The sequence below is a fragment of the Bradyrhizobium sp. SZCCHNR2028 genome (assembly GCF_032380995.1).
Lineage (GTDB): Bacteria > Pseudomonadota > Alphaproteobacteria > Rhizobiales > Xanthobacteraceae > Bradyrhizobium.
Genome location: NZ_JAUHJF010000006.1, coordinates 1 through 14,908, shown reverse-complemented (window position 1 = coordinate 14,908; position 14,908 = coordinate 1). Strand labels below are relative to the sequence as shown.

Genomic DNA, 14,908 nt, shown 5'->3' with positions numbered 1-14,908 from the left:
TCGTTATTGATTGACAGTATACTGTCAATACCGCTACCGTCAATTGCGACCAGAGCTATCAATTCGGGAGGACTGCCATGATGAAGCTGCACGGCTATTTCCGCAGCAGCGCATCCTATCGCGTGAGGATCGCGCTCAATCTCAAGGGTCTCACGGCCGAGCATCTGCCGCATCACCTCCGCAAGGGCGAGCAGCGCGCGCCCGACTATCTCGCGCTCAACCCGCAGGGCTTCGTCCCGACCCTCGAGGACGACAGCGGCGCCGCGTTGATCCAGTCGCTTGCGATCATCGAATGGCTCGATGAGACCCATCCCGAGCCGCCGCTGCTGCCGAAGGATCCGTTGCGCCGCGCCCAGGTCCGTGCCTTCGCGCAGGTGCTCGCCTGCGACACCCATCCGGTGCAGAACCTGAAGGTGCTGGCGCGGCTCCGGGAACTCGGCCTGCCCGAGGACAAGGTCACGGCCTGGGCCGGCTGGGCCAACCGCGAGGGGCTCGCTGCGTGCGAAGCGCTGATCAGGCATGAGCCTGGCCCATTCTGCTTCGGCGCGACGCCAACCTTGGCCGATCTCTGCCTGGTGCCGCAGCTTGGCAATGCACGCCGCTTCGGCGTCGATGTCGCAGCGTTCCCGCGCCTGCTGCAGGCCGAAGCCGCGGCGAAGGCGTTGCCGGCTTTCGCCGATGCTGCTCCGGAGCGTCAGGCCGATGCCGAGTAGGCCGCCCGACATCACGATGGACGCAGTCTACACCAAGCCGGGCTATCTGTTCCGGCGGATGCAGCAGATTGCGGTGTCCATTTTCGTTGAGGAGTGCCGCGAGTTCGACCTGACGCCGGTGCAATATGCGGCGCTGGTCGCGATCCAGACGCACCCGGGCATCGATGCCACCAGGTTGTCGGCGGTGATCGCCTTCGACCGTTCGACGCTCGGCAGCGTGATCGAGCGGCTGGAGAGCAAGGGTCATATCGAGCGCAGGCCGTCGGCCGAGGACAAGCGCGTCAAGCTGCTCTATCTGACCAGGACAGGTGGCGCGCTGCTCCGAGCGATCATGCCTGCGGTCGATCGCGCCCAGGCCCGCATGCTGGCGCCGCTGAAGGCCGCGGATCGCAAGATGCTGATGGCGTTGCTGGCGCAGCTCGTCGATCTCAACAACGAGGTCTCGCGGGTGCCGCTGCGTGCCGAGGATGCGCTTGAGCATCTCGGCAAGACCGGCTGATCGCGGAAGTCCGCGGTTGTCGGGCGGAAGGCATAGGCTCACAGCCGCATCACCGCCTGACGGTCGATCTTGCCGGTGCCCGTCTTCGGCAATTCGTCGATGAAGACGATCTCGCGCGGATATTTGTAAGGCAGCAGCTTCGCCTTTACGTAGTCCTGCAGCGTCTTCGTCATTGCCGACGCGTCGTGCGATCGGCCATTGGTCACCACCACGGCCTTCAGGCTCATCCGCCGATCCGATAGCTCATGCGCGAACACGGCGCATTCCCTGATATCGGGATGCTCGGCGAGGCAGAGCTCGACCTCGAGCGGATAGACCCATTGGCCCGAGATCTTGACCAGGTCGTCGGCGCGGCCGCGGAAGAAATGGAAGCCGTCGGCATCGCGCACGAAACGGTCGCCGGTGTAGATCCAGCCGTCGTCGCGGATCGTCTCCGCGGTCTTGTCCGGACGGTTCCAGTAGAGCGGCGTGTTGGAGTCGCCGCGCACCCAGAGAATGCCCTCTTCGCCGGTGGCGACCTCGCGTCCTTCGCCGTCGCGCAGCGCGATCTCGTAGCCGGGAACGCGCAGTCCGGCGGCGCCGAGCTTCTTGCGGTCCTCGCGGTTCGAGAGATAGACGTGAAGAACCTCGGTCGAGCCGAGACCTTCGACGATCTCCAGGCCGGTCAGGCTCTTCCAGCCGTTGAAGACCTCGGCCGAGAGCACCTCGGCCGCGGAGACCGCGAGCCGCAATGACGAGAAGTCCGCCTCCTTCGCACCCTCAGCCTTGGTGAGCGCGGTGTAGAGCGTCGGCAGGCCGAAGAACACGGTCGCACGGAAGCGGCCGATCGCATCGAAGATGGCGGCGGGCTTCGGCTGGCCCGGCAGCAGCAGCGTCGTCGCTCCGGCCGAGAATGGAAAGGTGATCGCATTTCCGAAGCCGTAGGCGAAGAAGATCTTGGGCACCGAGAAGCAGACGTCGTCCGGCTTCAGCCGCAGCACGTTGCGGGCGAACGCCTGCTCGCTATAGGCCATGTCGTGCTGCAGATGGACGATGCCCTTGGGACGTCCGGTCGAGCCGGACGAATACATCCAGAACGCCATCTCATCGCGGTGCGTGTCGGCCTCTGGCAGCTGATCGGTGAAGCCTGGCAGCCACGCATCGACCGCGACCGTCGCTGCGACGGCGGTGGCCGGCACCGCGCCATTGACGACAACCAGCGTCTGCAGTGCGGTATCGGCACAAGCCTGCGCGTCGAATCGTGCCGCAAACTCAGCATCGGCGACCGCGACCTTGGCGCCGGAATCAGCGAGATAGAATTGCAGCAAATCCGGCGGTGTCAGCGTGTTGATCAGCAGCGGCACGAAGCCGGCGCGCACCGCGCCGAAGAACGCGGCCGGATAGGCCGGCGTGTCGTCGAGGAACAGCAGGACACGGTCGCCGCGGCTGAGCCCGAGCGCGGTGAAGCCGTTGCCCCAACGGCAGGCGTCGGCGCACAGCTCGGCATAGCTGCGCGGACCGGCCGGGCCGATCAGCGCGGGCTTGTTCGCGTTGCCCTTTGCGAGATTGTCGAACAGCACGCGGCCGGCATTGTAGCGGGCGGGAATCGCGAAGCCGATCTCACGCGCGCCGGCGCTGTCGCGCGGAACGTGGTCGGCGATCTCTCGTGTCATACGCGTGCTCCCGTGTTCCGAGACGCCTCGTAGCGGGCCATGAACTGCGGGGCCATGGCTCGCAGCCGCGTGTCGTCGATGCGGCCGGACCGGGTGATATAGCTGTAGGCAAATTCCATCAGGCCGAGCGTCATGTGCGCCGGGAAGGACTCGTACCACTCGGCGCTGGTCCGGGCCGCCGCCACCAGCTTCTTCACGATCGGCTGCCGCTCGGCCTGATAGCGGGCGAGGCCGTCCGAGAGGCTGGTCTCCGCATCGAGCGCCTTGGCGAGCGCGATCGCGTCCTCGATCGCCAGCCGCGTCCCGGAGCCGATCGAGAAGTGGGCGGTATGCAGCGCGTCGCCGATCAACACCATGTTCCGGTGCCACCAGTGCTCGTTCCAGACCCAGGGAAAATTGCGCCACACCGACCGGTTGGAGACCAGCGCGCGACCGTCGAGCGTGGCGGCGAACACCTGCTCGCAGACGCGCCGGGATTCGTCGACCGACATCTCGGCGAAGCCATAGGCGTGCCACGTGGCGCGATCGCATTCCACCAGGAACGTGCTCATGTCCGGCGCATAGCGATAATGGTGCGCGTTGAAGCTGCCGCGGTCGGTCGCGACGAAGGTCTGCGACAGCGTGGCAAAGGTCTTCGACGTGCCGTACCAGGCGAACTTGTTGCTGGAGTAGGAGACGGAGAAGCCGAAATCCCCTTCGAAGCTGCGGCGAACCAGCGAGTTCAGTCCGTCGGCAGCGACGATGAGGTCGTAGCCTGCGAGCTGATCCAGCGACTGGATGATCGTGCCGTAACGGGCCACGACGCCGACGCTTTCGGCGCGCGCCTGCAGCAGCTTCAAGAGTTCGAGCCGGCCGATCGCAGAGAAGCCGACGCCGTCGATCTCGACGTTCTCGCCACGCAGATTGAGCGTGATGTTGCGCCAGCTCTCCATGCACGGCGCGATCGCATCCACGGTGTCGGGATCGTCGGCACGCAGGAATTCGAGCGCCTGGTCGGAGAACACGACGCCAAAGCCCCAGGTCGCCCCGGCCGGGTTCTGCTCGAACAGATCGACCACGGCGGCGGGGTGCCGCTTCTTGAAGAGATAGGCGAAATACAGCCCGCCAGGGCCGCCGCCGAGCACGGCGATGCGCAAGGGCGTCCTCCACATTGACAGTATACTGTTTAGTTTGGATCGGAGACTAATCCCTCATTTCGATCGAGGCCAGGGAAATCTTATTGCTGAAGATCGAGCCGGCGGCCGCAGGTCACCCCGACGGGCTTCTGCCAAAGATCGCGTCGAGTGCGGCGATATAGGTGCTTTCGACCAGCTCCGGCGCATGCCGGCCGAGCGCCTCCATCTTCACGCCCGAATTGATTTCGAGCACCTGCCAGCGCCCATCGGCCAGCACGAGGTCGACCGATGCGTAGCGGATGCCGATGACGCGTGCCGCCGCGGTCGCGAGCGCGGCACAGAGGTCCCGCTGCGCGCCTGGTTCGAGCAGCTCGGGGTGAGCTCCGAACTCGAGATTGTGCCGCCAGCTCAGCAGGCGCTGCTCGCCGCGCGGCACGATCGCGCGCAAGGCCGACGCGTCGAATTCCGCATCGAGGCGCCGCAGGAGCTGTGCGTGCCCCGTGGCCGGAGTCGCCGACAGCGCGAGATCGAGCAGCGGCTGCACGCCGTCGCCGGTCACGGTGGGGCGCTGCTTGCGGTAGACGATCATGGACGCGTCATCGAGCTGCACGACACGGACTTCGTCAACGATGTCCATGAGCGGTGCGATCGCAACGTTCGCGCCGGTCCCGAAGATGCGGTTCGCTGCGCGCAGCAGTTCATCCTTTCCCGTGACGCGGACCACCATCCGTCCAGAGGTACCCTCGTTGGGCTTGACCACCAGCCCGCGCGGATACGTTTCCAGCAGCGCCAGCGCGGCCTCGGCCGTCTGCCCGGGCTGGCCGCTAAGGGCCGGAGCAAGAAAGAACGCGTGTGGAACCGCGGCAATCCCGTCGGCTCTCAGCAGCGCCGAGGTCGCCGCTTTGTCACAGGCCAGTCTGTGCGCCACCGCACTGTTCAGGCCGAGATCATAGCCGAAGATCAGGTGACGCCGGTTGGCATCCTCGAGCACCAGCAGCCAGCCGTCCTCCCGCACGTCGAGCGCGATGCCTCGTTCGACGCAGTAGCGGGTGATGGCGGCGAGCTGGGTCTGCGGATGGTTAATCATTGCTCAAGGATTGGGCCAGGATGCGGAATTAAAGTGCTGGAAAATTGGAATCTCGGCAAGTAAATTACCCTTATCGTTTGTGTACGAACGAACGGCCGATCGAGGCGAATCCGGGCATCAGCCGGCATGCATTTGATCGTGATCAATGGTGCGTCCATGCGGGTTGATTATTCGCTGTTTTCACGTACATCAGGCGCCGAAATCGCTGGATCTATAGGGTTTTTGCGGTCCTGCCTCCGTCACGACTTGTTTCTTCCAACTTCAGCCCACGTGAAAAAACAAACGACATGAGCGCGTTCTATAAAGAGAAAGTTCTTTCCGTTCACCACTGGACGGACACCCTGTTCTCCTTCCGAGCCACCCGCGATGCGGGCTTCCGCTTCCAAAATGGTCAGTTCGCGATGATCGGCCTCGAGGTCGAGGGCCGCCCGCTGCTGCGTGCCTACAGCATGGCCAGCGCCAATCACGAGGAGGAACTGGAGTTCTTCAGCATCAAGGTGCAGGACGGCCCGCTGACCTCCCGGCTGCAGCAGATCAAGGAAGGCGACACCATCCTGGTCGGCCGCAAGGCGACCGGCACGCTGATCCCCGACAATTTGCTGCCCGGCAGCCGGCTGCTGCTGCTGTCGACCGGCACCGGCCTTGCCCCGTTCGCCAGCCTGATCAAGGACCCCGACGTCTACGAGCGGTTCGAGAGCATCGTGCTGGTCCATGGCTGCCGCCAGGTCGCCGAGCTCGCCTATGGCGAGAGCGTCGTCGCGAAGCTGCGCGAGGATGAGCTGTTCGGGCCGCTGCTCGACGGCAAGCTGCAGTATTATCCGACCGTCACCCGCGAGCCGTTCCGTAACCGCGGCCGCATCACCGACCTGATCTCGTCGCAGCAGCTCTTCAACGATATCGGCCAGCATGAGCTCGACATCGCCAAGGACCGCATCATGATGTGCGGCAGCCCGGCGATGCTGGAGGAGCTCAAGACCATGTTCGAGTCGCGCGGCTTCCTCGAAGGCAGCGGCAACCAGCCCGGACACTTCGTGATCGAGAAGGCCTTCGTCGAGCGCTGAGCCGCCGACCCTTCGTTTGCGACTTTTCTGAAAGAGCGCCTCGACGCAATCGGGGCGCTCTTTTCGTTGGCAATATCCTCCTTGCGCGCGTCCGAGCGGCCGTGCGATTTTCGGCGCCAAGACCGGGCCTTCAGACGTCCGGCGCGAAACAGGGAGGGGACTTGGATTGCCCGCGTGGCGGCCATCCCCGTGATGACAGAGGGGATGAGCATGGATTCCATCGTACGGCGACAGACGCTCGGTGATCTCCTGCGGCGGAGCGCGGCGCGGACACCGACCAAGACGGCCGTGATCTGCGGCGAGATCAGCTGGACCTACGCCGAGTTCAACGCCATCGTCGACCGCCTCGCGGCCGGCCTCGCCGCCCAGGGGGTCGCCAAGGGCGAGCGCGTCGCGATCCTCGCGCGCAACTCGCATGCCTTTGCCGCCCTGCGCTTCGCGCTGGCGCGGCTCGGCGCCGTGCTGGTGCCGATCAACTTCATGCTGAAGCCGGAGGAGGTCGCCTACATCCTCAAGCACGCCGGGGCGCGGCTGCTCGCGACCGACAGCGGCTTCGCCGGCGTGGCGCGCGCCGCCAAGGCACTGGTGCCGGCGGTCGAGCAGCTGATCTGGCTGCCGTCAGAAGGTCCGAGCGAGCGGCAAAGCGACATGATCGACTTTGCGGAGCTCGCGGCGTCGACGGCGACGGTGCCTGCCGTCGAGATCGCCGGAAGCGACGTCGCGCAGATCGTCTACACCTCTGGTACGGAGTCGCTGCCGAAGGGCGCCATGCTCACCCATGACGCCGTCATTTGGCAGTATGTGAGCTGTATCGTCGATGCTGGCATCGCCGCCGATGACGTCACCCTGCACGCGCTGCCGCTGTATCATTGCGCGCAGCTCGACGTGTTCTTCGGTCCCTCGATCTATGTCGGCGCCACCAACATCATCACGGCGTTTCCGACGCCCGATAATCTGCTGCCGCTGATCGCGAAATATCGCATCACCTCGTTCTTCGCGCCGCCGACGGTGTGGATCTCGATCCTGCGCTCGCCGCTGTTCGAGACCACGGATGTGTCGACCCTGCGCAAGGGCTATTACGGCGCGTCGATCATGCCGGTCGAGGTGCTGCGCGAGCTGGCGCAGCGGTTGCCGAAGGTACGGCTGTGGAATCTCTACGGCCAGACCGAGATCGCGCCGCTGGCGACGATGCTCGGACCGGAGGATCAGCTGCGCAAGCCGGGCAGTTGCGGCCGTGCCGTGCTCAACGTCGAGACCCGCGTCGTCGACGACGACATGAACGACGTCGCGCCGGGCCAGGTCGGCGAGGTCGTGCACCGCTCGCCGCATCTGATGCTCGGCTACTTCCACGATGACGAGCGCACCGCCGCGGCCTTCCAGGGCGACTGGTTTCACTCCGGCGATCTCGCGACCATCGACGAGGAGGGCTACATCACCATCGTCGATCGCAAGAAGGACATGATCAAGACTGGCGGTGAGAACGTCGCCAGCCGCGAGGTCGAGGAGGCGCTCTATTTGATCCCCGAAGTGTCCGAGGTCGCCGTCGTCGGCCTGCCGCATCCGCGCTGGGTCGAGGCCGTGGTGGCGATGGTCGTGGTCAAGTCCGGCTGCGAGCTGACCGAGGAGGCGGTGCTGAAGCAGGCCTCGAGCCGTCTCGCCACCTTCAAGACGCCGAAGCGGATCGTGTTCGTCGATGCACTGCCCAAGAACCCCAGCGGCAAGCTGCTGAAGCGGCAGCTGCGCGAGGCGCATTCGGGGTTGTTCGCGCAGGGGTAAGCGGCTGCCGTCTTCGAACAGTGCATATCGGCGCCGGGAGTCTCGGAGGCCCGCCCGGCGCTGCGGCTCGATCTCGCAGCGCGGCAGTCGACAGAAGGCGGCTATCGACGTTGTGATATCATCGATGGCCGACTGCGCGCGCTTGTGTAACGATTGCTTCGCGATACGCGTAGTATGGTGACACCAGACCTTCCACGAGCCGCCTCGAGGCCTCCCATGGATACGCTGCTGCTCCCGTTTTCGCCGCGCTTCATCGTGCTGACGATCTGCGCCACGGCGACCGCCCTGCTGCTGATCCTCGGCATCTACGACCGCAAAATCTTCGATCTCGTCCTCATCCCACTCTTGATCTTCGGCGCGCTGACCTTGCTCGGCGTCCGCGATCTCATGCAGAAGAGCCACGCGGTGTTGCGCAACTACCCGATCGCGGCGCATCTGCGTTTCCTGCTCGAGGAGATGCGGCCGGAGATGCGGCAGTATTTCTTCGAGAGCGAGAAGGACGGCATGCCGTTCTCGCGCGACACCCGTGCGGTGGTCTATCAGCGCGCCAAGATGGTGCTCGACAAGCGCCCGTTCGGCACCCAGGAGGATGTCTACCGCGAGGGCTATGAATGGATGCACCATTCGATATCGCCCAAGCCGCGTGCGGAGGAAAAATACCGCATCTCCATCGGCGGCCCCGATTGTGCAAAGCCCTATTCGGCCTCGGTGTTCAACATCTCGGCCATGAGTTTCGGGGCGCTGAGCCCGAATGCGGTGCGCGCGCTCAACGGTGGCGCCAAGCGCGGCGGCTTCGCGCACGACACCGGCGAGGGCGGCTTCAGCCCGTACCATGCCGAGATGGGCGGCGACATCATCTGGGAGATCGGCTCCGGCTATTTCGGCTGCCGCCGCCATGACGGCACGTTCGACGCCGACGCGTTCGCGCGGGTCGCAGCCACCGAGCAGATCAAGATGGTCGAGCTCAAGATCAGCCAGGGCGCCAAGCCTGGCCACGGCGGCGTGCTGCCGGCTGCCAAAGTGTCCGAGGAGATCTCTAAGATCCGCGGCGTCGCGATGGGCGAGGACTGCATCTCGCCGGCGGCGCACCGCGCGTTCTCGACGCCGATCGGCATGATGCAGTTCATCGGCGAGATGCGCCGGCTGTCGGGCGGCAAGCCCGCGGGCTTCAAGCTGTGCATCGGCCATCCCTGGGAATTCCTGGCGATCTGCAAGGCGATGCAGGAGACCGGCATCTATCCCGACTTCATCGTCGTCGACGGCAATGAAGGCGGCACCGGTGCGGCGCCGCTGGAGTTCATGGACCATCTGGGCATGCCGATGCGCGAGGGCGTCAACTTCGTGCATAACGCGCTGGTTGGGATGAACATCCGCGACCGGATCAAGATCGGCGCCGCCGGCAAGATCGCCACCGCCTTCGACATGGCCCGCGCAATGTCGATTGGGGCCGACTGGTGCAACTCGGCGCGCGGGTTCATGTTCGCGCTCGGCTGCATCCAGTCCTTGAGCTGCCACACCGACCGCTGCCCGACCGGCGTTGCGACGCAGGATCCGACGCGCGCCCGCGCGCTGGTCGTTCCGCACAAGATCGATCGCGTCTACAACTATCATCATGCGACCCTGCATGCGCTGGCCGAGCTGCTCGCTGCCGCCGGCCTGGAACATCCGCAGGACCTGCGTCCCATCCACTTCTCACAGCGGACGTCGACCACCGAGGTCTCCTCCTTCGCAAAACTCTATCCGGCGCTGCGGCCGGGTGAGCTGCTCGAGGGTACGCAGGACATCCGCTTCCGTGATGCCTGGGCGCTGGCGCGGCCTGATACGTTCGCGGCGGTGCAGTGAAGCGTCTCGCGCAATCTTTTTTGGGAACCTTCGGGCTCGAATTCCATCTAAGCCATGCGTGCTCAGTTGGGATGATCGACAATGCCTTGGACCATAGCGACCACAGTCTCTGCGGCGACGACCGCCGAGGATGACCTGATCCGACGGGCAAAAGCCCGCGACGAGGCGGCCATTCGGGCCATCCTGCAGGCCAACAACCGCCGCCTGTTCCGGATCGCCCGCGGCATCCTGCGCAACGACAGCGAGGCGGAGGACGTCGTGCAGGAAACCTATGTCCGCGCACTCACCCATCTGGACGAGTTTCGCGGCCAGTCCAGCCTGTCGACGTGGCTGGTTCGCATCGCGATGAACGAAGCGATGGGGCGGCTGCGCGGACAGCGACCGGCATTGCAACTGGATGCGGAGCGAGAGAATAAACCTGGGGCCGAGGTGATCCAATTTCCCGCCACGTCGAGCGATCCGGAGAAGTCTGTGGCGCAGCGCCAGATCCAGGCCGTCGTCGAGCGGGCCATCGATGAACTGTCCGAGCCGTTTCGCCTCGTGTTCATCGCCCGCGTGATCGAGGAGATGAGCATCGACGAGACCGCGGACTTGCTGGGGTTGAAGCCCGAGACCGTCAAGACGCGCCTGCATCGCGCCCGCGGCATGTTGCGCGAGAACGTCGAAAAAGAGATCGGCCCCGTCCTTATGGACGCGTTTCCCTTCGCTGGTGCGCGTTGCGAGCGGCTGACGGATGCCGTGCTTGAGCGTCTGGCACGTCCGAGCTGAAGATTCTTGGGAACGTCGGCTCCCGTTTTTCATCCAATCCCTGTGCAGCCATTCATCCGCCGGCCACGAGGTCCGGCGGCACAGGAGATGAGAGCCATGTTCAAGCATATCGGCACGACGGTCGTCGTGCTCTGCCTCACGAGCAGTGTCGCGCTGTCGCAGGGCGCCAAGCTCAACGATCCGCAGATCGCCCATATCGCCTACACGGCCGGTGAAATCGACATCAAGGCGGCGAAGCAGGCCTTGGGCAAGTCCAGCAGCAAGGAGGTCAAGGAGTTCGCCCAAGGCATGGTGCGCGACCACGAGGCGGTCAACAAACAGGCCCTCGCCCTCGTCAAGAAGCTGAAGGTCACGCCTGAGGACAACGACACCAGCCGCGCGCTGTCGAAGCAGGCGAGCGAGAAGCTCGACGAACTCGGCAAACTCAAGGGCGCCGCGTTCGACAAGGCCTACATCGCCAACGAGGTCGCCTACCACAAGACGGTGAATGGCGCGCTGGAAACGCAGCTCATTCCGTCGGCGAGCAATTCCGAGCTGAAGGAGCTGCTGCAGACCGGCCTCAAGCTGTTTCAGGGGCACGAGCAGCACGCCGAGCATGTCGCGGCGGATCTGAAGTAGGATCAGCCGATGCTGTCGGGACGTCTCGCCTTCCTGAGTGCGGTCGTGCTTGCCGCGGTGAGCGTTCCGGCGCGCGCGGCCACGATCCGGATTACGATAGACAAGCTCGCGTTTTCGCCGGCCGTGGTTTCGGCCAGGGTCGGCGACACCGTCGAATGGGTCAACAAGGATGCGCTGGCTCATACGGCCACGGCGCGGGATGGCGCCTTCGATGTCACTTTGCCGCCGAGCAAGACGGTGAGCTCGGTCCTCAAGAAGGCGGGCACGCTCGACTACTACTGCCGCTTTCACCCGAACATGAAAGCGACCCTCACGATCGCGCCGTGACGCCGCAAGGCTCAATGCGGGTTCTCCAGGCTGAAGGTTTCGGACTGCTCGTCATAGGCGAACAGCTCGGCATAGCGGCCCCATGACACGATGGTGTGCAGCGTCTCGTCGGCATAGTGCTCGGACATGTAGTCCTCGAGCTCGATGCGGAAGCGCGCCGCTGGTGCTGCGTGCGCGGGGCGGTCGTCGAGCACGCGGCGGATCAGCCCCATCAGCGGCACGTTCTCCATCAAATGCTGCGCGAACAGCTTCTTGCGTTCGTCGGTATCGAGATGGGCGAACCGCCGTCCGGCCTCGGTCAAGGTCAGATCGCCTTCGCTGAGCTGGGCGAAGCGCAAGAGCTGCAGCGCCTCGGCCAACGGAAAGATCTCGTCGACCTCGAGCTGCAGATGGCCCGCCAGCACGGGCAAGTCGGCATGCCCATTATAGGGTTCGCCGGCAAGCGTCTCGACCAGGCCGGAGATCGAGTTCGAGGACACGTGGCTCAGCACCATGCCGACGCCGGCGCTCGCGGTGCTCGGCAGCTTCGGCTCGGGCCGCTGCGTCATGCGCGCGTAGAGGCTGTCGACCAATTGGCGGAACGCCGCATCGAGCCGGTTGCGCGGATGCGGCAGGTCGACCTTGAACTCGGCGGCGACGCGGCCGGGATTGGAGGAGAACACCAGGATGCGGTCGCACATCAGCACCGCCTCCTCGATGTTGTGCGTTACCATCAGCACCGATTTGATCGGCAGCCGGCCGTCGGTCCAGAGATCGATGAGGTCGGTACGGAGTGTTTCGGCGGTCAGCACGTCCAGCGCCGAGAACGGCTCGTCCATCAGCAGGAGGTCGGGATGCACCACCAGCGCGCGGGCGAAGCCGACGCGCTGGCGCATGCCGCCCGACAGCTCCTTGGGAAAAGCGGATTCGAAGCCGTCGAGGCCGATCAGATCGATCGCCGCGAGCGCGCGCTTGCGCCGCTCAGCGGCCTCGATGCCGAGCGCCTCCAGGCCGAGCTCGACGTTCTGCAGCACGGTGAGCCAGGGAAACAGCGCGAACGACTGAAACACCATGGCGACGCCGCGCGGGGGGCCGGCGATGATCTCGCCGCGGCAGCGCGCTTCGCCGGAGGAGGGCGACACCAGGCCGGCGATGATCCGCAGCAAGGTCGATTTGCCGGAGCCGGAGCGTCCGAGCAGGCCGACGATCTCGCCGGCGCGGATCGTGAGGTCGACCTTCTCGAGCACCACGAGATCCTCGCCGCTGCCCTTCGGAAACAGCCGGCTCACGCTCTTGATCTCGATCAGCGATGTGTCTTTGACCTGGTCGCGCATGACAAATTCTCCCGGTCAGCCCAGCCGCAGCCGGCGTTCGCCGAAGGCGTAGAGCGGCCGCCACAGCAGCCGGTTGAACAGAGTGACGAGAATGCACATCACGGCAATGCCGAGCACGACGCGGGGGAAGTCACCACGCTCCGTGGCCGCGGCGATGTAGGCGCCGAGGCCGCTCGCGGTGAGATGGGTATCGCCCCAACTCGCGACCTCGGCGACAATCGCCGCGTTCCACGAGCCGCCGGAGGCGGTGATGGCGCCGGTGATGTAGTAGGGGAAGACGCCGGGCAGCACGACCTTGAACCACCAGCGCCAGCCGGTCAGCTGCAGGCTCGCGGCGGCCTCGCGCAGGTCGGTCGGGAAGGCGCTGGCGCCGGCGATGACGTTGAACAGGATGTACCACTGCGTGCCCAGGATCATCAGCGGGCTCAGCCAGACATTGGCGTCGAGGCCGTAGCGCACGATCAGCACGACGAACACCGGGAAGGCGAGGTTGGCCGGGAATGCGGCGAGGAATTGCGCCAGCGGCTGCATCCGTTCGGCGAGCTTCGGCCGCAGCCCGATCCAGACGCCGACGGGGACCCAGATCAGCGACGCCAGCGCGATCAGCACCACCACCCGCACCAGCGTGATCAGGCCGTAGCCGATCGCGCTGAGGACATCGGACGGTGCCAAGGTCGCCGAGAGATAGAGGGTAGTCTTCCAACCGGCATAGGCGCAGCCGAGGACGACCACTGCAAGCCAGAGACCGTCGACGAGCTGCGAGGGCGGCGCATGGCGGACAGGGCCGCTCCAGGCGTTCGGCCAGTTGATCCGCAGGTTCGAGAAGGTGCGGTTCAGCGCGGCGAAAGGCACGGACAGCCTGCGCAGCGCGCGGGTGCGCCGGAACAGATCGAGCATCCAGGAGGTCGGCGGATTGCCGGAGGCGGTCTGCTCGAAGCGGAACTTGTCGGCCCAGGCCACGATCGGACGGAATAGCAGCTGGTCATAGGCGGTAATCACCAGCAGCATCGTCAGCAGCGCGGCGGCAATTGCCGTGGGATCCTTCTGCTGGATTGCGAGTGCGACGTAGGAGCCGATGCCCGGCAGGGTGACCGTGGTGTTGCCGACGGTGATCGCCTCCGACGCCACGACGAAGAACCAGCCGCCGGACATCGACATCATCGCATTCCAGATCAGGCCGGGCATCGCGAAGGGCACGTCGAGCCGCCAGAAGCGCTGCCAGCCGGAGAGGTGGAAGCTGCGCGTCGCGTCCTCCAGATCCTTCGGCACGTTGCGCATCGACTGGTACATGCTGAAGGTCATGTTCCAGGCCTGGCTGGTGAAGATCGCGAACACGCAGGCGAGCTCGGCACCGAGCACCTTGCCGGGGAACAGGTTCATGAAGAACACGACGGTGAACGTCAGGAAGCCCAGGATCGGCACCGACTGCAGGATGTCGAGCAGCGGGATCAGCACGATCTCGGCGCGCCGGCTCTTGGCCGCCAGCGCGGCGTAGACGAAGGTGAACACCAGCGAGCAGGTGATTGCGAGCAGCATGCGCAAGGTGGTGCGCAGCGCGTAGAGCGGCAGGTTGGCCGGATCGAGCGAGACCGGGACCACGTCCAGCGCCGACAGCGGCTGCGTGGTCTGCTCGCCGCCATAGACGATCAGCACCATTGCGCCGACCACGATGATCAGCGCGACCACGTCCCAGACGTTGGGACGGACGGCGTCGCGCAGCACGGTGGTCCGGAGGTCCTGAAGCATCATCCGCGTGTCTCGTCTCGTCGTCCGCAGCCGACGGCTCCGGACGTCTCCTTGTCATGGCGCTGAGGGCTGGTTCGCGCCGGCGGGGCTGCCGGCCAAATCCGCACCCTAAGTGCCCTCTGTGATGGTTTGATTTCAAGCGGCGTCTGCCGGGATCCGGCCCCGTGGTCCGGCCTATCAAAGGATACGCAGGCCGCGTCTTCACGTTCCCGCGACATCGGATGTCCGGGGTGTGCTGGTCCGTCGGCCCTCGTTGAGCGTGAGGGCGCAGGGAAGGCCGGGCCTCGACTGAGGCCCGTGGCCCGCCTGCGAGAAAAATGCAGGCGGCAGGTACCACAGATCCTATGGGGCGGCGGGTGGTCAAGAAGGGTTAGGATTGGATTTCCGAACC

At 65.3% G+C, this 14,908-nt stretch carries 13 protein-coding genes; 8 read left to right on the top strand and 5 right to left on the bottom strand.

Going from position 1 to position 14,908, the window contains the following annotated elements; all coding sequences use genetic code 11:
* Positions 1 to 80: 80 nt before the first annotated feature.
* Positions 81 to 713, top strand: a complete 633-nt coding sequence (gene maiA, locus QX121_RS12095; RefSeq protein ID WP_315753993.1) for a maleylacetoacetate isomerase — start codon at positions 81 to 83, stop codon at positions 711 to 713.
* A complete protein-coding gene (locus tag QX121_RS12090; RefSeq protein WP_315735076.1) occupies positions 703 to 1,212 on the top strand; it encodes a MarR family transcriptional regulator in 510 nt (169 codons plus the stop codon). Before maiA ends, QX121_RS12090 begins: the two co-directional genes overlap by 11 nt.
* A gap of 38 nt (positions 1,213 to 1,250) precedes the next feature.
* Here QX121_RS12090 and QX121_RS12085 read toward each other — a convergent pair whose 3' ends face one another.
* The 3 genes from QX121_RS12085 to QX121_RS12075 form a co-directional block, all read right to left on the bottom strand.
* Positions 1,251 to 2,864: a benzoate-CoA ligase family protein gene (locus QX121_RS12085; RefSeq protein WP_315812031.1), complete on the bottom strand. Its 1,614-nt coding sequence runs from the start codon at positions 2,862 to 2,864 to the stop codon at positions 1,251 to 1,253.
* Positions 2,861 to 4,000: an FAD-dependent monooxygenase gene (locus tag QX121_RS12080; protein WP_315812030.1), complete on the bottom strand. Its 1,140-nt coding sequence runs from the start codon at positions 3,998 to 4,000 to the stop codon at positions 2,861 to 2,863. The genes QX121_RS12085 and QX121_RS12080 overlap by 4 nt, the downstream gene beginning before the upstream one ends.
* A gap of 112 nt (positions 4,001 to 4,112) precedes the next feature.
* Entirely contained in the window at positions 4,113 to 5,066 is a 954-nt protein-coding gene (locus tag QX121_RS12075) for a RimK-like protein (RefSeq protein WP_315783225.1), read from the bottom strand.
* 287 nt (positions 5,067 to 5,353) lie between these two features.
* Between QX121_RS12075 and QX121_RS12070 the strand changes: the two genes are divergently transcribed.
* The 6 genes from QX121_RS12070 (at position 5,354) to QX121_RS12045 (ending at position 11,458) form a co-directional block, all read left to right on the top strand.
* Entirely contained in the window at positions 5,354 to 6,127 is a 774-nt protein-coding gene (locus tag QX121_RS12070; protein WP_315735067.1) for a ferredoxin--NADP reductase, read from the top strand.
* A gap of 210 nt (positions 6,128 to 6,337) precedes the next feature.
* Positions 6,338 to 7,903, top strand: a complete 1,566-nt coding sequence (locus tag QX121_RS12065; RefSeq protein WP_315812029.1) for an acyl-CoA synthetase — start codon at positions 6,338 to 6,340, stop codon at positions 7,901 to 7,903.
* A gap of 216 nt (positions 7,904 to 8,119) precedes the next feature.
* Positions 8,120 to 9,745 (top strand): FMN-binding glutamate synthase family protein, encoded by a 1,626-nt coding sequence (locus QX121_RS12060; protein ID WP_315773216.1) that lies wholly within the window; start codon positions 8,120 to 8,122, stop codon positions 9,743 to 9,745.
* Between the two features lie 81 nt (positions 9,746 to 9,826).
* Complete coding sequence (locus tag QX121_RS12055; RefSeq protein WP_315735060.1) at positions 9,827 to 10,513, top strand: RNA polymerase sigma factor; 687 nt, start codon at positions 9,827 to 9,829, stop codon at positions 10,511 to 10,513.
* Positions 10,514 to 10,609: 96 nt separating this feature from the next.
* Entirely contained in the window at positions 10,610 to 11,131 is a 522-nt protein-coding gene (locus QX121_RS12050; RefSeq protein WP_315735058.1) for a DUF4142 domain-containing protein, read from the top strand.
* 9 nt (positions 11,132 to 11,140) lie between these two features.
* Positions 11,141 to 11,458: a cupredoxin family copper-binding protein gene (locus tag QX121_RS12045; RefSeq protein ID WP_315735056.1), complete on the top strand. Its 318-nt coding sequence runs from the start codon at positions 11,141 to 11,143 to the stop codon at positions 11,456 to 11,458.
* Between the two features lie 11 nt (positions 11,459 to 11,469).
* Here the strand turns inward: QX121_RS12045 and QX121_RS12040 are convergent, their stop codons facing one another.
* Together QX121_RS12040 and QX121_RS12035 are read right to left on the bottom strand one after the other, a co-directional pair.
* A complete protein-coding gene (locus QX121_RS12040; protein WP_315775643.1) occupies positions 11,470 to 12,771 on the bottom strand; it encodes a nitrate/sulfonate/bicarbonate ABC transporter ATP-binding protein in 1,302 nt (433 codons plus the stop codon).
* Between the two features lie 15 nt (positions 12,772 to 12,786).
* Positions 12,787 to 14,520, bottom strand: a complete 1,734-nt coding sequence (locus QX121_RS12035; protein WP_315812028.1) for an ABC transporter permease subunit — start codon at positions 14,518 to 14,520, stop codon at positions 12,787 to 12,789.
* Between the last annotated feature and the right edge of the window lie 388 nt (positions 14,521 to 14,908).